The following is an 18,016-nucleotide window of genomic DNA, read 5'->3' as shown; positions in this document are numbered from 1 at the left end:
AGAAGGGCAGCAACCCACTTGCTCCAAGTGGCACATCGCCTTACTTTGTCGATGCGACGCAGTTGCAAAGGATTCAACAGAATCCGGCTCTTGCCAACGACATTCTGGGCCTGCCGTCCGGCAGCCAGGGTTCAGGCTTCAGGGTGTACGAAATGCAACCCAAACCCAATGCCACGCCTACGGTTTACCAGTCGGATGTAGCCACGGCAACCAATAAAGCCGGCCCCACAGCAGTAGGGAACGCCACACAAACCCTGGTGCCTGACCGCAGCTTATGGACAGAGCCCAAACTCACCAACGTCAAGATTGGAGGTCAATGATGGCAACCCCGTTCCGCCTGGATCACGATGCCTTGGCACGTTGCGCATTGGAGCTTCGCCATGCGATGCTCAACTTCAAACATCGGGACATTCCTTACTTTAAAGAAATCATCGACCAGGAGTTGGAGCAACTTGGGCCACTCTTGGACTTGTGCATTGCCAAGGAGTTGGAGGAGCCAATTTATTTAAGTGGGGCCAAGATATTCGATGACGTGTTGGCGTTTCCTGAGCTGATGAAGCCTTTCTTTGAATTAGCACGTCTCTTGCAGGGAGGAATGACTGATGAAGAGTTCTGGGCGTCGGAGTACTACAAAGAACGCCGCTTACCCCGACAAATGCGAGAAAACCCGCAGCCTGATAAGTCCAAGCTCAACCGATGGGGGTTTTGATAATCACTGCGCATTACGCCGAGTGCAGAGCAAATGGCGGCGCCCGGGAGAGATTCTCTGAAGGGAGCCGCCGGAGGCGACAAGAGCAAAGGCTACACAGGCTTCACGCCCGAAGAGCGCAACAACATACGCCAAGCCATGACCTGGGCGACTTCACCAGCGACGAGCAGCAGTACCGCGCCCTCATGAACGCCGGCATCACCTACGCGCAGCAGCACAAGCTGCGCCCGGGCATCGCCCTGACGGCCGCGCAGATGGCCACCCTTACCTTGAACGCCCGTGCCGCCAGCGTGCAGGCCGGCGGCAATCTGACGGCCACGGCCGGCAACAACATCGCCATCACCGCCGGCCAGCAAAGCAGCAGCGACCTGCTGGCCAACAGCACCACCAGCAAGGGCTACAGCCCGAAGTACTTCCCGTGTGCGACAGCCGAGTGTGTCAAGACGGGTGGCAATCTGGACATGAGCGATGCGGGGACGCAGGCTTATGTGAGGGCGTTGGACAAGAAGGTGATGGATGACATCAATACGGCGGCGACGGTGGGGACGATTGTTGCGCCGGTGGGGGTGGTGGGAACAATTGCCGGGTATGTTGGGCCAACAACCTCATTGATTTCTGGATTGATCTCAGATCAAGGTCTTGCAGCGGCCTTTAAAGAGGGATTGCAATTAGGTGCGGCAAAGTATCTGAGTAACGTGTACAAATTTTCTGAAGCACTTTCCAACAGACTAGTTGCAGCTGTCGATTTAGCCGGAGGATGGCAAGCATTTGTTGATAGAACGATGAGTGAGTTGAAAAATGAAAAATAGAACCATCACACGCTATCTGTTTGTCTTAAACGCATTCGTCGCGGTATTCATGATCTGTGCAACGATAGCTCGGAAGGGATGGGTAGATGGATTGCTTGCTGCATTGATTTGTACATGGCTCGCTGCCGGACCGTTGGCTTACATGAAAGACTGGACTATCCCCTTATTCGGTCCTTTTTCTTATGCCAGTGGAAACAGACAACTAGCACGTTTTTGGGCCGTTTGCGTGATGACGCTCATGCTGTGGTTGTTGGCTGGAAACGAGCTAGTGATACTCGTAACACTTGCTTTGTCAAACTGAGGGCCAGGCCATCCCCCCCAAACCCACCGCCCCATCTTCGACGCCCCCCCAAACTGCATGATGGCGGTGGCCGATTCGGACCGCAGTTAACGGGACCAACGTTCCTTTGCGAGATGCGGCTCGCTTGGTTTCGGAGTACGGCGGTCAGGCCAGCGATTGGAGTAAGGTGAGCAGCTCAAGTTATACGGTTGCGAACGGATCGCAATTTGAAATCCACGCCTACCGAAATGCAGTGACCGGACAGGTTGTAGAGCCGAAATCGATCCCGTTGAAGTGAGGACCATCGCACTATGAACGAAGGAGAAACTTTAGAGCGCAGTCGATTGGTGTCCCTAGCTCAAGCGATGTTGGATGGGAAACAATCGTTTTTTGAAGGGGCAGTGCAGGTGCTTGCTATCAAAAGTCGGTTGATCGGGATCGCTGATAGAGATCCCGATTTCGATGCCTTTGTTGCTATCCAGTCGGAGACCGATCACTTACCGCTCGAAGCGCAGCGGTCGCTATGGTCTCCGACGGCTCTTGCTGAATTGGAACCGGAGTTCCAGCGGACTGAAGAATGGGCAAAGTCTTTTGCTCCGCAGGCATGTAGGAACCTGATTGCGCGATTCGGCGCCGGCCAGCATGCATAGTTTGCATCCAGTTGCAGGATAGGCTTGCGCCGGTTATTGCCCAGACAGCGAGCAGCACAAACATCTTCGCTGCATTCAGCAGGAGTTCCGCCCGAAACATCCAGCGCACAAAGCCTGACCCCTTCTTTTTAGCTCCGGATGTAGACGACGCAACTTTGGGCGCAACCCTGCGGTTAGCCCTGGCGGGCAGCAAAAGAATCAGTGCGCAGGAATTCATCAAACTCTTTGAGTCGAGGGTGATTCATCAGCTTAGCGAAGATCGCGAAAGAGAAACCATGCAAAAGTACGGCTACAAAACCAAGCGCGCCATGTACAAGAACATGCTGTGTTGCTGGATCAGCGTGGCGGACGGAAAAATTGAAATCAAGCCAACACGCCATAAATCGTTGGATAGCTATTCAGGCATATCTAACAACGGCCCAGAAATTCAATGCGTGCCTGTCACTATTTCTGATGCCGATCTCAGTGCCGCATTGCGCGAAGGTTTCAAACGCTGTATCAGCTCGGTGAGCTGATGAACACGCAAACCCGCTGTTTCATCACCCCCACCGGGGCCGCATGCTGACTACAGAAGAAACCGCCCGCCGCTGCGGTAAAGGCCGGTGCCGCGCACGTCGCGCATCCAGCCTCCCCGCTTGAAACTCAGCACAAATCACCCAATGGTCCTCGTCTTCATTGCGCACATAGCTATTAATTCAATAGCAATTGTCACGCCAAGCGCAGCCTCAATGTGATGATTCCCGCTGCCAAGGCCAGCAACACCCTGGGCAACATCAGTACCAACTGCTGCTGGCATCGACCGTGTGGCGGGGTTGTATGTGGGCAATGGAACTGGCGCTGATGCGCTGACGTCTGGCAAACCCAGCGCGAGCTTTGCAGCATCACACCGATGGTCGTTTCGTATGAGGGGCTGTGGGCCTTATCGGCATTGCCTTAGACTGTCCGCACCATGCCCGCATCACCCTCTGCCTGCATTTCCCCTCTCCACCGCCTGCTGACGGCCACCCTGCTGGGGTTGCTGCTCGCCGCGGGCACAGTCGGCGCGCAGAGCCGGTTGCCGCCGGAAGTCAACGCTGCCTTGGCGCGCGCCAAGGTGCCGGCCGAGGCCCTGGCCGTGCTGGTGGTGGACGTGGACGGCCGCGCACCGGCACGCCTGAGCCACCGCCCCGGCGTGCCGATGAACCCGGCCTCGGTCATGAAGCTGGTGACCACCTTCGCCGCACTCGACACCCTGGGGCCGAACTACAGCTGGACCACGCCGGTCTATGTGGAGGGCACGGCGCGCAACGGCACGCTGTACGGCAACGTCTACCTCAAGGGGCAGGGCGACCCCAAGCTGGTGATGGAACGCCTGTGGCTGCTGCTGCGCCGTCTGCAAGGCCTGGACATCAAGACCATTGCCGGCGACATCGTGCTCGACCGCAGCGCCTTCGAGGTGGCGGCGCCCGACCCCGGCGAGTTCGACGGCGAACGCCTACGCCCCTACAACGCCGCGCCGGATGCGCTGCTGCTGAACTACAAGTCGGTCGTGATGACCTTCGTACCCGACCGCGCTTCCAATGCCGCCCATGTGAGTTTTGATCCGCCGCTGGCCGGCGTGCAACTGCAAACGCATGTGCCGCTGATCGAGACCGATTGCGGCGACTACCGCGCCGCGCTGCGGGCCGACCTGTCCGACCCGACGCGCATCCGCTTCGCCGGCCGTTACCCGGCCAGCTGCGGTGAGAAGGTCTGGCCGCTGGCCTATGCCGACCCGGCCAGTTACGCCGTGCGCGCGGTGGAAGGCCTGTGGCGCGAGATGGGCGGCCAGCTGCAGGGCCGCGTGCGCGAAGGCACCGTGCCGGCCGGGCTGGCACCGGCCTTCGAGCTGGCTTCACCGCCGCTGGCCGAGGTGATCCGCGACATCAACAAATACAGCAACAACGTGATGGCGCAACAACTGTTCCTCACCCTGAGCCTGGCGCAAAAAGGCGTCGGCAGCTACGCCGCCTCGCGCGAGGTGCTGCAGGGCTGGTGGAAGGAGCGCTTCGGCGCCGACGACCTGCCGGTGCTGGACAACGGCTCCGGCCTGTCACGCAGCGAGCGCATTTCGGCCCAGGCACTGGCCAGGCTGTTGCAGCATGTCTGGCGCTCACCGCTGCTGCCCGAGCTGGCATCCTCGCTGCCCATCACCGGCGTGGACGGCACCCTGCGCCGGGTGCGTAACCGGGCCCAGGGCAGCGCCCACCTCAAGACCGGCAGCCTGCGCGACGTCACCGCCATGGCCGGTTTCGTGGACGGCCGCAGCGGCCGGCGCTACGTGCTGGTGGCCTTGGCCAACCATGCCAACGCCGGCGCGGCGCGGCCCGCCCTCGAAGCGCTGATCGAGTGGACCGCGAACGACCAGTAAGCACCGCCCTCATGGACGCGACGCCCTCCAACCACACGGCCCCGCACTGGATCGTCCGGTTGAATCGCGTCAACCGTATTGCGTCCTACCTCATGCTGTTCGCCATTCTCGGCGCACACATGCGGACCCAGACTCCACCGTACGGGCCCTACGCGTGGGCGCTGCTGGTGCTTCAATTCATGGTGTATCCCCATGTCGCCTATTGGCGCGCTTGCCGCGCGCGCGACACCCGGCTGGCCGAGCTGCACAACCTGACCATCGACTCCCTGCTGTTCGGCATCTGGACCGCTGCGCTCGGTTTCCCTGTGTGGATCACCTTCACCCTGTACATCACGACCACCATCAACCACGCGCTCTACCGCGACCCCTGGGCCATGACCCATTCCGCCGCCGCCATTGCCGTCGGTGTCCTGCTCGCGGTCGCCTTCGGCGGCCTGCATTTTTCCCTTGCCACCGACTGGCCGACCACCGCGCTGTGCATCATCGGCCTGACGCTCTATCTGGTGATCGTGGCCAATGTGGCCTACACGCGCAACCACCAGCTGCACCGCGTGCGCAAGCAGTTGCAGCTCGACGAACAGGCGCTGCAAAAGCAGCTCGATGAAATCAACATGCTGCAAAAGCAGTTGAGCGAGCAGGCCAACCGCGACGCCCTCACCGGCCTGTACAACCGGCGTTATCTGGACAGCACTTTGGAACGCGAACTGGCGCGTTGCCAGCGTGAAGGGCTCCCGCTGAGCCTGATGCTGATCGATCTGGACCACTTCAAGCAGATCAACGACACCTACGGTCACCAGGCCGGCGATGAAGTACTGAAACAGCTCGCCGACACGCTCAACACCCAGGCCCGCAGTGCTGACATCGTCTGCCGTTTCGGCGGCGAGGAGTTTCTGCTGCTCTTGCCCAACATGCCGCTGGCTGTGGCGCGGGAACGGGCTGAGCAGTGGCGATCGGGGTTTGCCGCCACGACGATTGCCTTTGGCGAATTCCGCATCCACGGCACCCTCTCGATCGGCCTCTCCAGCTACCCTGGCCATGGCACCTCGCCGCAGGCGCTGATCCGCAGCGCCGACCGCGCGCTCTACCGTGCCAAGAGCGAAGGCCGCAACCGTGTCGTGGTGGCAGACGTCTCCACCCCCGTGCCCGACCCCGAAACCTGAGCGCGTCGGACTGCGCCAACCGCACAAGTTCATCCATGCCACTGACCGAATACATCGGCTACCTTGCCGCCAGCCTGACCACCCTGAGCTTCGTGCCGCAAGCGTGGCACACCTTCACCACGCGCGATGTGCGCGGCATTTCGCTCGGCATGTACAGCGCCTTCACCGCCGGCGTGGCCCTGTGGTTGGTCTACGGCCTGCTGATCGGCGCCTGGCCGGTCGTGGTGGCCAACGCCATCACCCTGGCGCTGGCGTCGGCCATCCTGGTGATGAAGCTGTATTTCAGTCGCCAATAACTCTACTGACGCGGCAAAACAAAAGGCCGGTAAAACCGGCCTTTTGTTTCAATGGCGAGAACTCCAGGTCAGAATTTCACGATCAACCCAAGGCTAAGCAGGTTGACGTCTCGACGCTCCCAGTTTGCTGCTGCCCGCAAGCCGGCATAGACGTCGTATTCAACGCGCATGGAATAGTTTTTGCCGAAGTCATATTGGACACCCAAGCCATAGGCGAGGTTGCCCTCCGATACGGTAGCGGTCCGCGCACCAGAAACCGTCACCGAACCGGTCGGTGCGATCTCCGAATTGGAACTGGAAGCCATAACACCGATTTTGCCCATGAACGACAGGCGCTCCGACACAGGTGCAATGCCGACCGCCATGGCCGTGACACCAGCGTGTTTGCTGGTCGAAGTGGCCGTGCCCGTCCCCCCATTGACGGTATTCTTGACATCGAACTTACCCAGATCTACGTAGCCCACCTCTAGCGCGAAGTTCTGATTGAACTGTTTGCCCACGGAGACCTTGTAGCCGGTGCTGGTGTTGTTATTCGTGTACGAATTTGTCGTTGCCCCGATCACCGTCGCGTCACTATCAGGCACATTGGATTTGGATGCACCCGCCGAGATACCGAAATACCACTGGGACTGAGTCGCAGTTTGCGATTGGGCCAACGCCACTGTTGAGGCGCACGCCAATGCGACGGCAAAAATCGTCTTTATTTTCATAGTCTCTCCCTAATCGAAAAGTTAAAAGCAGCCGGTTGTCACCGCCGTGAAGGATATCGTGATCTCGACACGCCGGATCCTCATGCCCGCTGCTTTCTCATGGTTCACACGCATCTTGTGTGCTCGATACAACACATCTCATGTCACCAGCATGGTGAGCACGGTGCCGCCCATGGCCAGCGTGGCTAGCCAGCCGAGCCAGCGCAGGCCCCGGCCGATCACGTGCCCGCCCATGATGTCGGCCCGTGTCGCCAACAGCATCATCACCACCATGATGGGCACCGAGATCACGCCGTTGAGCACCGCGGCCCAGAACAGCGCACGCACGGGATCGATCGGTGTGAAACACAGCGCCACGCCACCCAACGTGGCCAGCGCCACCACGCCGTAGAAACCGCGCCCCTCGCCCTTGTCCAGCCGCAGGCTCAGACTGCCTTGCCAGCCGGCGGCCTCCGCCACCGCGTAGGCGGCCGAGCCGGCCAGCACCGGCACCGCCAGCAGGCCGGTGCCGATGATGCCCAGGCTGAACAGCAGAAAAGTCAGCTCGCCCGCCAGCGGGCGCAAGGCCTCGGCGGCCTGGGCCGAGGTCTGGATGTCGCGCACGCCGGCCGCGTGCAGCGTGGCGGCGGTACTCAAAATGATGAAAAAGGCGATCAGGTTGGAGAAGCTCATGCCCACCAGCGTGTCCCACTGGATGCGGCGCAGGTGGCGACGCACCTGCGCCAGCGTGTGCGCGTGTTTCGGCCCCACGTTCACGTCCTCCATCTCCTGCCCGGCCTGCCAAAAGAACAGATAGGGACTGATGGTGGTGCCGAAGACGGCGACGATGGTCAGCAAGACGTCACGGCCGAGCGGCAGCTGCGGCCACACCAGTCGCTGGACCACCTGCCACCAGTCGATACGCAATGTGAAGACCACCGCCACGTAGGCCAGCAGCGCCAGCGTCAGCCACTTGAGCCAGCGCACATAGACCTGGTAGCTCAGGAAGACCTGCAGCACCAGGCACAGCAAGCCGAAGGTGACCGCATAGACCTGCGACGGCCCCCCCAGCAGCAGGCGCAGCGCCTCGGCCATGGCTGCGATGTCGGCCGCCAGGTTGAGCGTGTTGGCCAGCAACAGCAGGCCGACGATGGCCAGCAGCACCGGGCGCGGGAAGGCTTGCTTGATGTTGGCCGCCAGCCCGTGGCCGGTCACATGGCCGATGCGCGCACTGATCATCTGGATCGCCGCCATCAGCGGCAAGGTGAAGACCACGGTCCACAGCAGCGCGAAGCCAAACTGCGCGCCCGCCTGTGAGTAGGTGGCAATGCCGCTCGGATCGTCATCCGCCGCGCCGGTGATGAGGCCGGGACCGAGGCGGCGCACATTGAGGCGAAAACGCAGGGAACGGATGGGTTTCAGCATGGCGGCGCGCGACTCAATGCTTCCCTTGTTTTCTCAGCCACCAGGCCAAGGCACCGGCCGCTGCCAGCCCCAGCAACAGCCAGCCTTCGACATGGCGGACTTCTGAAAAAACGGCTTCAGCGGCCTGGCCGAACACCCAACCGACCGCACCAACCAGACTGGCCCAGAGCACCGCACCCAAGGCATTGAACACGGCAAAGCGCCAGGCCGGCAGCGTCGAAGTGCCAATCAGCACCGGCCCGGCAATACGCAGTCCATAAGCGAATCGCATGGCAACGATCATCGCCCCATGGTGGCGATCGATCAAGCGGTGCACGCGGTCCGCCCGTTGCTGCAGCGCCGGCCAGCGTGCCAGGACGGCGGCACCATGGCGGCGGCCGAGCCAGAAATAGAACTGGTCGCCCATAAAACCGGCAGCCGAAGCGACCGCGAGCACGGCCAGCGGATCCAGGTAGCCGCGATGCGCGGCGAAGCCGGCCAGCAGCAGCACGGTTTCCCCTTCGAGCAGACAGCCCAAGGCGAGCAGCCAGTAACCGTGGGTTTCGATCAGCGTGCCGAGTGCCGTCATGGTGCTGAATGGTGCCGCAGCTTCACCATTCAGGCTAGGGCCTGTTCACACGCATGTCTCAAGCAGCGGCCCGTGTCAGACGGTCGCGCACGCCTTCCCACGCCGGCGTGTCGGGCGGCGGCTCGATCCAGATCAGTTTGACGCCCTGGGCGTCGAAGTCGCGCAACACGGCAAACAGCTGCTGCGCGGCGGCGGCGGCATCGTCCGGCATGCGCCGGTACAGCACCTGGCTTGACGGCAGCCGCAGCACGGCGCGTGCATAGACCGCGATCGTGGCCGGACCCCTGAGATCCGGGCCCAGCATGTCGAGTGCCGTCTGCAAGGCCCGGGTGTCCATCAGGCGCACCTGGGCATTCGGCGCGTAATGGGACTCCAGCGTCCCGGAAGCCCGTGGTGACGGCGCAGCCAGCTCTTCTTTTGATAGCAGTTTCAGGCCGCAGGCCGCCTGTACCTGGTCGCGCGAGATCTGGCCCGGACGCAGCAGCACCGGCGCGCCGCGCGTACAGTCGATGATGGTGGACTCGATGCCGACTGCGCAGGCGCCGCCGTCGAGCACCAGCAGATCGCCGCCGAATTCGCTCTGCACATGGGCAGCCGTGGTCGGGCTGACGCGGCCGAACTTGTTGGCGCTGGGTGCGGCTACGCCGTGCACGCCCAGCGCCCGGGCCGCCAGCAGCAGCGCATGTGCCACCGGGTGCGCCGGGCAGCGCAGGCCGATCGAGTCCTGGCCGCCGGCCGCCGCCGCACCCACCTCGGGGCGGCGCGGCAGGATGAGGGTGAGCGGACCGGGCCAGAAAGCCTGCATCAACTGCTGGGCAAAAGCAGGCACATCGGATGCGAAATGGGCCACGCCGGTCGCGTCGGCCACGTGCACGATCAGCGGGTGGTCGCTGGGCCGACCCTTGGCGGCGAAGATCTTGGCCACCGCGGCCTCGTTGGCGGCATCGGCGCCCAGGCCGTAGACGGTTTCAGTCGGCAGGCCGACCAGTTCGCCACGCTGCAGCGCCTGTGCGGCGGCGGCGATGGCGGCCGGGTCGCGTCCATCCAGGATCATGCGAACCCCGGCACTCAAAAAGGCTCAATATCGAGCAGCTTGGCCGCCGCCAGCGCCGTGGTCCGCACCTCGTCGACCGTGCTGCCGGTGATGTTGAGGTGGCCCATCTTGCGGCCGGGTTTGGCATCGAGCTTGCCATACAGGTGCAGGTGCGTGCCGGGCAGGGCCAGCACCTGGTCCCAGGGCGGCGCATTGTTGAAGGCCAGCCAGACATCGCCCAGCAGGTTGAGCATGATGGACGGGCCGTAGGCGCGCGGCTGCACCAGCGGCAGGCCGGCGAGCGTGCGCACCTGCAGGTCGAACTGCGACTGGTCGCAGGCATCGAGCGTGTAGTGACCGCTGTTGTGCGGGCGCGGTGCCATCTCGTTGACGATCAGCGTGTCGTCCTGCAGCACGAAGAACTCGACGCACAGCACGCCGACGTACTGCAGGCCATTTGCTATTGATTTCGTAGCTGCTACCGCTTGTTCGGCAAGGGCAGGTGGCAGATTTCCTTCATAAACCTCGGTCACGGCCAGGATGCCGTCGCGGTGCAGATTGCGCTGCACCGGAAAGTTGACGCAAGCGCCGTCCCAGCCGCGCGCCACGATGACCGAGCACTCCAGTTTCAGCGGCAGCATCTTCTCCAGCACGCAGGGCACATGCTTGAGCTCGTCCCAGGCCGCCGCCAGCTCGGCACGCGTCTTGACGCGGATCTGGCCCTTGCCGTCGTAACCGAGGCGCGTGGTCTTGACGATGCCGGGCAGCAACTCATCCTTCACCGCAGCCAGTTGCTCCGGCGTTTCAATCACGGCATAAGGCGCCACTGGCACGCCGCAGCGGGTGAAGTGGGCTTTCTCCTGCGCGCGGTCCTGCGCGATGGCCACGGCATCGGCCGCCGGCGCCACCGGGCGCTGCGCGCCCAGTGTGCGCAGTGCGGGCGCCGGCACGTTTTCGAATTCGGTGGTGATGGCGGCGCTGCGCTGCATCAGCTGCGCCAGGCCTTGCTCGTCGAGGTAACCGGTCTGGATGTGGTGATGGCTCACCAGGCCGGCCGGGCTGGCCGGATCGGGGTCGAGCACCGCCGTGAAATAACCCATGCGTTGCGCGGCCTGAACGAACATGCGGCCGAGCTGGCCGCCGCCCATGACGCCGAGCGTGGCGGGCTGGCCGTTGACCAGCGAACCGGGAAGGATAGGGCCGCCCTTCATAGCGCGGGCGGCAAGGTCATGGCACGCGCAGCTTCGGTCTGCTCGGCGCGGAAGGCTGCCAGCTTGGCACGCAGGGCCGGGTCGTCGTTCGCCAACATGGCCACGGCGAACAGGGCGGCATTGGCAGCACCCGCCGGGCCGATGGCGAAGGTGGCCACCGGAATGCCCTTGGGCATCTGCACGATGCTGTGCAGCGAATCGACGCCCGACAGCGCCTTGCTCTGCACCGGCACACCCAGCACCGGCACCGTGGTTTTGGCTGCCAGCATGCCCGGTAGGTGGGCAGCACCGCCGGCACCGGCAATGATGGCTTTCAGGCCGCGCCCGGCGGCGGCTTCGGCGTAGGCGAACATGTCGTCGGGCATGCGGTGCGCCGACACCACGCGGGCTTCGTGCCCGATGCCAAAGTGGTGGAGAATCTGGACTGCCTGTTGCATGGTGTCCCAGTCGGAACTGGAACCCATGACCACACCAATGAGAGTTTTCATAATGTTGAGGACAGAGCTGGCCGCTGTGTGCAGCCGTCCGTCCCGCAAATGATCAGAACTGAATTTTACTTTTTTGCCCCGAGCTGCCCCAAATGATCGACATCACCACCGAAAATTTCGAAACCGAGGTCATCCAGGCCTCCATGTCTGTGCCTGTGCTGGTCGACTTCTGGGCGCCCTGGTGCGGCCCGTGCAAGGCACTCGGCCCGATCCTGGAAAAGCTGGAAACCGAGTACGACGGCCGTTTTGTGCTGGCCAAGATCAACTCCGACGAGCAGCAGGAACTGGCCGGTGCTTTCGGTATCCGCAGCATCCCGACCTGCGTGCTGATGATCGGCGGCAAGCCGGCGGATGGCTTCATGGGCGCGTTGCCGGAAGGCAAGCTGCGCGAATTCCTGGACAAGCACATCCCGGCCGACGGCCAGGCGCACGCGGTCATGGATGAACCGGAAACGCCGGATCCGCTGGAAACGGGCGACGTTGCCGGCGCGCTGGCGCGCATGGCCGCAGCGGTAGCCGCCGAGCCGGCCAATGACGAGATGCGCTACGACTACGTCAAACTGCTGATCGGCACCGGCCATCTGGCCGAAGCCGCCGGTGCGCTGGCCCCGGCGTTGGCGCAGATTCCGGTGCCCTTGCGCTTCGAGGCGCTGCAGCAGTGGCTGAATGCGCTGGAGTTCGTCAGCAGCGACCCGCGCGGGCAGTGGACGCTGGCACAGTTCGACCAGAAGATCGAAGCCAACAAGCGCGACTTCGAAAGCCGCTTCGCCAAGGCGCGTGTGCTGATGGCAGCCAACGAGTGGCTGGCCGCGCTGGACGAGCTGCTGGAAATCATCATGCGTGACAAGAAATGGGACGAGGAAGCCCCGCGCAAGACCTTCATCGCCATCCTGGACTTGCTGACACCGCCGAAGCCGAAGGCCGGCCCCGAGGTGAGCGGCAAGAGCGCCGGCGGCATCGAGCTGGCCGGCCACGCCACGGTGCAGGAAGACGAACAGGCGGCGCTGGTATCAAGCTACCGACGCAAGCTCAGCATGGCGCTGAACTGACCGTTCGCTTGATTCCTTTCGGCACTAGTGCAATTCATGCACCGATGCACGCCCCTCGGCGGCCAGCACCTGCCCGGCATTAAGGCTGCTGATCGGAATCGAGACATCCTGCGGAATGCCACCTGACAACTGCAGCGCGAGGTACCGGCCACAGCAGACGCGCAGGAACGAGGCGAAGTTGTCCACGCTGCCGCATTCCTCGATCAATTCGTCGTGCAGCTTGGCACACAGCTGCGGCACGCTCATGCCGTCACGCCGTGCAATCTCCTCCAGCACCTGCCAGAACAGGTTCTCCAGCTTGATGCTGGTGGCCACGCCGTGCAGACGCACGGAGCGGGCGCGGCTCTGGTAAAGCACCGGATCGGCGCTGATAAAAACCTGGCACATGGTTTGTCTCCGTCGCGTTGGCCGCACATCATGCGACCAACGCGGCCTCGGCGTCAATGCGGCATCAGTGCGTGATGCGGGTGCCCAGCACCGCCAGGAACTGGGCGATCCAGGCCGGGTGGGCCGGCCAGGCCGGTGCCGACACCAGGTTGCGGTCGGTGTGCGCCTGGTCCACGGGAATGTCGACATAGGTGCCGCCGGCCAGCTCCACCTCGGCACGGCAGGCCGGATAGGCCGAGCAGCTGCGCCCGCTCAGCACCCCGGCCCCGGCCAGCAACTGGGCCGCATGGCAGATCGCCGCCACCGGTTTGCCGGCCTCGAAGAAATGCTTGACCATGGCCACCACGGCAGCGTTGTTGCGCAGGTATTCCGGCCCACGGCCACCGGGCAGCACCAGCGCGTCGTACTGGGCCGGTTTCACGTCGGCAAAAGTCGTGTTCAGCGTGAAGTTGTGCCCGGGTTTCTCACTGTAGGTCTGGGCGCCTTCGAAGTCGTGGATCGCCGTCTTGATATGGTCGCCCGCCACCTTGTCGGGACAGACGGCGTGCACCGTGTGCCCCACCGCCAGCAGCGCCTGGAACGGCACCATGGTTTCGTAGTCTTCGCAGTAGTCACCGCAGATCATCAGAATCTTCTTGCCCGCCATGTTGGTCTCCTTGAAATAGGTTTTGGCGGACCATTGTTTCTGCAGTTCTGCCCCCGCGGGTGTTACTCCGCTACTACATGCCCGCACGGCGGGCGGGCACTGTTCAGGCGGTCAGACGCGTCAGCGCTTCGCGGTACTTGGCGGCGGTCTTCTCGATCACCTCGGCCGGCAGCTTCGGCGCCGGCGCCGTCTTGCCCCAGGGCTTGCCGTCCACGGTGGCGGTCTCCAGCCAGTCGCGCAGGAACTGCTTGTCGTAGCTCGGCGGGTTGGCGCCAACCTTGTAGCCTTCCACCGGCCAGTAGCGCGACGAATCGGGCGTCAGCACCTCGTCCATCAGCACCAGCGCGCCATCCTTGTCGAGGCCGAACTCGAACTTGGTGTCGGCAATGATGATGCCCTTGGCCAGCGCGATCTCGCTAGCCGCCTTGTAGATGGCAATGGAAATGTCGCGGATGCGGGTCGCCAGATCCAGCCCGATCATCTCCACCGTCTTCTCGAACGTGATGTTCTCGTCGTGCTCGCCCACCTCGGCCTTGGCCGCCGGCGTGTAGATCGGCTCGGGCAGTTTGCTGGCGTTCTGCAGGCCGGCCGGCAGCTTGACGCCGCAGACCGACTGGCCAGCCTGGTACTCAGCCCAACCACTACCGGCCAGGTAACCGCGCACCACCGCTTCCACCGGAATCGGCTTCAGGCGTTTGACCAGCATGGAGCGACCCTTGACCTGCGCCACCTCGGCCGGCGTCACCACGCTCTCGGGCGCCTCGCCGGTCAGGTGATTCGGGCAGATGTGGCCCAGCTGGCCGAACCAGAACAGCGCCATCTGCGTCAGCAACTCGCCCTTGCCCGGAATCGGCTCGCCCATGATGACGTCAAAGGCACTGATGCGGTCGGACGCCACCATCAGGATGCGGTCGTCACCCACGGCGTAGTTGTCGCGCACCTTGCCGCGTGCGAGCAGGGGCAGGGAAGTCAGGCTGGAAGTATGCAGGGCAGAGGTCATGATGGGACTTGAAAAAGAAAAGCCCGGCGCACCAGCGCCGGGCCTGTGATTATCGCAAGAATGGGTTGGAGCGGCTTATTTCACCAGCTGGGCCAGTTCACCCTTGGCGTACTTGGTTGCCATCACCTGCAGGGTCTCGCCCTTGATCTTGCCGCCCTGGCCTTCGCAGCCGAATTCCAGGTAGCGCGCCTTGCAGACCTGCTTGGCCGCCTCGCGCGCCGGCTTGAGCCACTCGCGGGCATCGAACTTGTCCGGGTTCTCGGCCAGGAACTTGCGCACGGCGCCGGTCATGGCCAGGCGGATGTCGGTGTCGATGTTGATCTTGCGCACACCGTACTTGATGGCTTCCTGGATTTCCTTCACCGGCACGCCGTAGGTTTCCTTCATCTTGCCGCCGTACTGGTTGATGATGGCCAGCAGCTCCTGCGGCACGGAAGAAGAACCGTGCATTACCAGGTGGGTGTTGGGGATGCGGGCGTGGATTTCCTTCACGCGGCTGATGGCCAGGATGTCGCCCGTGGGTGGACGGCTGAACTTGTAGGCCCCGTGGCTGGTGCCGATGGCAATCGCCAGCGCGTCGAGCTGGGTGGCCTTGACGAACTGGGCGGCTTCTTCCGGGTCGGTCAGCATCTGGCTGTGGTCCAGCTTGCCCGCGGCGCCGATGCCGTCTTCCTCGCCGGCATCACCGGTCTCCAGGTTACCCAGGCAGCCCAGCTCGCCTTCCACGGTGACGCCAACCTTGTGCGCCATCTCGACCACCTTGCGCGTCACGTCGACGTTGTAGTCGAAGGAGGCCGGGGTCTTGCCGTCTTCCATCAGCGAGCCGTCCATCATCACCGAGCCGAAGTTCAGCTCGATGGCGCCCTGGCAGACCTTGGGGCTGGTGCCGTGGTCCTGGTGCATCACCAGCGGGATGTGCGGGTAGGCTTCGCAAGCGGCCTGGATCAGGTGCTTGATGAAAGACTCACCGGCGTATTTGCGGGCACCGGCGCTGGCCTGCAGGATGACCGGGGCACCGACTTCGTCGGCCGCGGCCATCACGGCCTGGACCTGCTCCAGATTGTTGACGTTGAAAGCCGGAATGCCGTAGCCGTTGGCCGCCGCATGGTCCAGCAGCTCGCGCATCGAAACGAGTGCCATGTGATATCCCCAGGGAAGTTGGTAACTGGTTGGTAACTGCCACCGATTTTACCTGCTGGAAATATGGCCCCCACGCTCACGCACTGCGTGTCGTTCGCTGCCCCCCGAGGGGGCCGCGTTTCGCCTTGGGACGGCCCGGCGGCGAAACAGCTCCCCTTCGTTGCCCTCGCAGGCACCGCTGCGGGGCGCCCGCGGGACTCAGGAAACGCGGCAGATTTTCAGCATGTTGGTGCCACCCGGTGAGCCCATGGGTTCGCCGCAAGTGATGACGTAGATGTCGCCCGGCTGCATGATGCCGCGCGCCTTGAGGTGCTGTTCGGCATCGCGCAGGGCGGTGTCGCGGTCGGCACTGGTGTCCATCAGCAGCGGCGTCACGTTGCGGTACAGCGCCATCTTGCGCTGCGTCGCCACCTTGGAGGTCAGCGCATAGATCGGAATGTGCACACGATGGCGGCTCATCCACAAGGCGGTGGAACCGCTCTCGGTCAAGGCCACGATGGCCTTGGCGCCCAGGTGGTGGGCCGTGAACAGCGCCCCCATGGCGATGGACTGGTCGATGCGGGTGAAAGTCTTGCCACTGAAGTCGGCATCCAGCGCCACGTCTTCCGCCGCCTCGGCGGCCACGCAGACACTGGCCATCTCGACCACCGTTTCCAGCGGGAACTTGCCGGCCGCCGTTTCGGCCGAGGTCATCACGGCATCGGAGCCGTCGAGCACCGCGTTGGCCACGTCGCTCACCTCGGCGCGCGTGGGCATCGGGTTGTTGATCATCGACTCCATCATGTGGGTCGCGGTGATCACCGTCTTGTCCATCTCGTGCGCCATGCGGATCATGCGCTTTTGCAGCGCCGGCACGGCGGCGTTGCCCACTTCGATCGCCAGGTCACCGCGCGCCACCATGATGCTGTCGCTGGCACGCAGGATTTCCTCCAGCTTCGGAATCGCCTCGGCGCGCTCGATCTTGGCGATCAGGTGCGGCTTGTGGTTGTACTCGGCGGCCGCCACATTGCACAGCTGGCGCGCCATTTCCATGTCGGTGGCGTTCTGCGGGAAGCTCACCGCCACGTAGTCGGCCTGGAAGCTCATCGCGGTCTTGATGTCTTCCATGTCCTTGGCGGTCAGGGCCGGCGCGGTCAGGCCGCCACCCTTCTTGTTGATGCCCTTGTTGTTGGACAGCTCACCGCCCATGGTCACCACGGCATGCACCGCCTCGCCCTTGACGGCCTCCACCTTCATGGTGATCAGGCCGTCGTTGAGCAGCAGCACGTCGCCGGCCTTCACATCGCGCGGCAGTTCCTTGTAGTCCAGGCCCACGGCCGTCGCATCACCCGGTTCGGTGCGCGTGGCATCAAGAATGAATTTCTGGCCGGTTTCCAGCATGACCTTGCCATCGGCAAACTTGCCGACGCGGATCTTCGGGCCCTGCAGGTCGGCCATGATGGCCACTTCGCGGCCGGCGCGGGCCGCCGCTTCCCGCACCAGGCGGGCGCGGTCAATGTGGTCCTGTGCCTTGCCGTGGCTGAAGTTCAGGCGCACCACATTGACCCCGGCACGGATCATCTGTTCGAGCAGGGCCGGATCACTGGAAGCGGGGCCGAGGGTGGCAACAATCTTGGTCGCACGACGCGTCATATGTTCATCTCCTTTGTAATTTAGTTTCCATTTTTACACGAAATTAGTTACACAGGAACAACAAGGAACCGGCCAAGCAGGAATGTCGTTTGCATTTCAACTTGAGCCTTTTGCACAATAACTTGAGCCCGGATGAATGCTACCTACCCAGTTTTTCCACCGTTTACGCGTAGCTATGCTCGTAATCGGTGGAAAAGCTGGCCGCGCAAGCGCCGACGTAGGTAGCTATCGCTCCTACGGGCTGGCCCGCTGTAAGAGCCCTCTCTTCACTAATAGGAAAGCAGCGTCACCTTGTACCCGCTCTCCTGGCAAAGAGTCTGCTCATAGACAGATTCGGGGAAACCTTCTCCCTTGCGCTCTTTCAACCACCAATATGAGTCCATCTCATCCCACTCACCGGGGTCTGATGTACTGTTTCTGCTTGGGCTTGCGCTAGGTAGTCGCTCACTGGGCTT

Annotated in this window: 20 protein-coding genes; 9 read left to right on the top strand and 11 right to left on the bottom strand. The window is 63.0% G+C overall.

The genetic code is table 11. The features are described from left to right. From CDE01S_RS18710 to CDE01S_RS16495, 8 genes are all read left to right on the top strand, one after another. Nucleotides 1-320: hypothetical protein (locus CDE01S_RS18710; protein WP_218016535.1), on the top strand; the 320-nt coding region annotated here is incomplete at its 5' end. Further along, on the top strand, nt 320-709 hold the full coding sequence (locus CDE01S_RS16525) for a hypothetical protein (RefSeq protein WP_157077168.1): 390 nt from the start codon (nt 320-322) through the stop codon (nt 707-709). The genes CDE01S_RS18710 and CDE01S_RS16525, both read left to right, overlap by 1 nt. A 185-nt stretch (nt 710-894) precedes the next feature. After that, nucleotides 895-1,518: a hypothetical protein gene (locus CDE01S_RS16520; RefSeq protein ID WP_157077167.1), complete on the top strand. Its 624-nt coding sequence runs from the start codon at nt 895-897 to the stop codon at nt 1,516-1,518. Nucleotides 1,519-2,109: 591 nt separating this feature from the next. Beyond that, nucleotides 2,110-2,448 (top strand): DUF2489 domain-containing protein, encoded by a 339-nt coding sequence (locus CDE01S_RS16515; protein WP_066710176.1) that lies wholly within the window; start codon nt 2,110-2,112, stop codon nt 2,446-2,448. An 11-nt stretch (nt 2,449-2,459) separates the two neighbouring features. Beyond that, nucleotides 2,460-2,963: a contact-dependent growth inhibition system immunity protein gene (locus CDE01S_RS16510; protein ID WP_066710173.1), complete on the top strand. Its 504-nt coding sequence runs from the start codon at nt 2,460-2,462 to the stop codon at nt 2,961-2,963. Nucleotides 2,964-3,397: 434 nt separating this feature from the next. Then, nucleotides 3,398-4,837, top strand: coding sequence for a D-alanyl-D-alanine carboxypeptidase/D-alanyl-D-alanine endopeptidase (gene dacB / locus CDE01S_RS16505; protein ID WP_066710170.1), 1,440 nt, complete (start codon nt 3,398-3,400; stop codon nt 4,835-4,837). Nucleotides 4,838-4,848: 11 nt separating this feature from the next. Beyond that, the gene (locus CDE01S_RS16500; RefSeq protein ID WP_084382950.1) at nt 4,849-5,997 is read left to right on the top strand and encodes a sensor domain-containing diguanylate cyclase; all 1,149 of its coding nucleotides are present in this window, start codon (nt 4,849-4,851) and stop codon (nt 5,995-5,997) included. Between the two features lie 35 nt (nt 5,998-6,032). After that, nucleotides 6,033-6,293, top strand: coding sequence for a SemiSWEET transporter (locus CDE01S_RS16495; protein WP_066710164.1), 261 nt, complete (start codon nt 6,033-6,035; stop codon nt 6,291-6,293). 68 nt (nt 6,294-6,361) lie between these two features. Here the strand turns inward: CDE01S_RS16495 and CDE01S_RS16490 are convergent, their stop codons facing one another. The 6 genes from CDE01S_RS16490 to purE form a co-directional block, all read right to left on the bottom strand. After that, nucleotides 6,362-7,003 (bottom strand): outer membrane beta-barrel protein, encoded by a 642-nt coding sequence (locus CDE01S_RS16490; RefSeq protein ID WP_084382949.1) that lies wholly within the window; start codon nt 7,001-7,003, stop codon nt 6,362-6,364. Nucleotides 7,004-7,141: 138 nt separating this feature from the next. Then, nucleotides 7,142-8,407, bottom strand: coding sequence for an Nramp family divalent metal transporter (locus tag CDE01S_RS16485; protein WP_066710134.1), 1,266 nt, complete (start codon nt 8,405-8,407; stop codon nt 7,142-7,144). Nucleotides 8,408-8,420: 13 nt separating this feature from the next. Beyond that, nucleotides 8,421-8,975, bottom strand: a complete 555-nt coding sequence (locus CDE01S_RS16480) for a DedA family protein (RefSeq protein ID WP_066710132.1) — start codon at nt 8,973-8,975, stop codon at nt 8,421-8,423. A 58-nt stretch (nt 8,976-9,033) separates the two neighbouring features. Continuing rightward, nucleotides 9,034-10,029 carry an L-threonylcarbamoyladenylate synthase gene (locus tag CDE01S_RS16475; RefSeq protein ID WP_066710130.1) on the bottom strand — a complete coding sequence of 332 codons (996 nt, stop codon included), beginning with the start codon at nt 10,027-10,029 and terminating at the stop codon, nt 9,034-9,036. 14 nt (nt 10,030-10,043) lie between these two features. Beyond that, complete coding sequence (locus CDE01S_RS16470; protein ID WP_066710126.1) at nt 10,044-11,219, bottom strand: 5-(carboxyamino)imidazole ribonucleotide synthase; 1,176 nt, start codon at nt 11,217-11,219, stop codon at nt 10,044-10,046. After that, complete coding sequence (gene purE / locus CDE01S_RS16465) at nt 11,216-11,707, bottom strand: 5-(carboxyamino)imidazole ribonucleotide mutase (protein WP_066710123.1); 492 nt, start codon at nt 11,705-11,707, stop codon at nt 11,216-11,218. The genes CDE01S_RS16470 and purE overlap by 4 nt, the downstream gene beginning before the upstream one ends. A gap of 92 nt (nt 11,708-11,799) precedes the next feature. On the opposite strand from purE, the gene trxA reads away from it, so the two are divergent. After that, nucleotides 11,800-12,756, top strand: coding sequence for a thioredoxin (trxA, locus tag CDE01S_RS16460; RefSeq protein WP_066710120.1), 957 nt, complete (start codon nt 11,800-11,802; stop codon nt 12,754-12,756). A 24-nt stretch (nt 12,757-12,780) separates the two neighbouring features. Here trxA and CDE01S_RS16455 read toward each other — a convergent pair whose 3' ends face one another. From CDE01S_RS16455 to pyk, 5 genes are all read right to left on the bottom strand, one after another. Next, nucleotides 12,781-13,143, bottom strand: a complete 363-nt coding sequence (locus tag CDE01S_RS16455) for a ribbon-helix-helix domain-containing protein (RefSeq protein ID WP_066710118.1) — start codon at nt 13,141-13,143, stop codon at nt 12,781-12,783. A 64-nt stretch (nt 13,144-13,207) separates the two neighbouring features. After that, a complete protein-coding gene (locus CDE01S_RS16450) occupies nt 13,208-13,789 on the bottom strand; it encodes a DJ-1/PfpI family protein (protein ID WP_066710115.1) in 582 nt (193 codons plus the stop codon). A gap of 103 nt (nt 13,790-13,892) precedes the next feature. Next, the gene (locus CDE01S_RS16445) at nt 13,893-14,789 is read right to left on the bottom strand and encodes a phosphoribosylaminoimidazolesuccinocarboxamide synthase (RefSeq protein ID WP_066710112.1); all 897 of its coding nucleotides are present in this window, start codon (nt 14,787-14,789) and stop codon (nt 13,893-13,895) included. 75 nt (nt 14,790-14,864) lie between these two features. After that, a complete protein-coding gene (gene fba / locus CDE01S_RS16440; RefSeq protein WP_066710109.1) occupies nt 14,865-15,929 on the bottom strand; it encodes a class II fructose-bisphosphate aldolase in 1,065 nt (354 codons plus the stop codon). Nucleotides 15,930-16,127: 198 nt separating this feature from the next. Further along, a complete protein-coding gene (gene pyk, locus CDE01S_RS16435; protein WP_066710105.1) occupies nt 16,128-17,561 on the bottom strand; it encodes a pyruvate kinase in 1,434 nt (477 codons plus the stop codon). Nucleotides 17,562-18,016: the final 455 nt, after the last annotated feature.

This window comes from Curvibacter delicatus NBRC 14919 (assembly GCF_001592265.1).
Taxonomy (GTDB): domain Bacteria; phylum Pseudomonadota; class Gammaproteobacteria; order Burkholderiales; family Burkholderiaceae_C; genus Hylemonella; species Hylemonella delicata.
The sequence above is the reverse complement of the archived record's forward strand: the minus strand, read 5'-3'. Positions and strand labels throughout refer to the sequence as shown.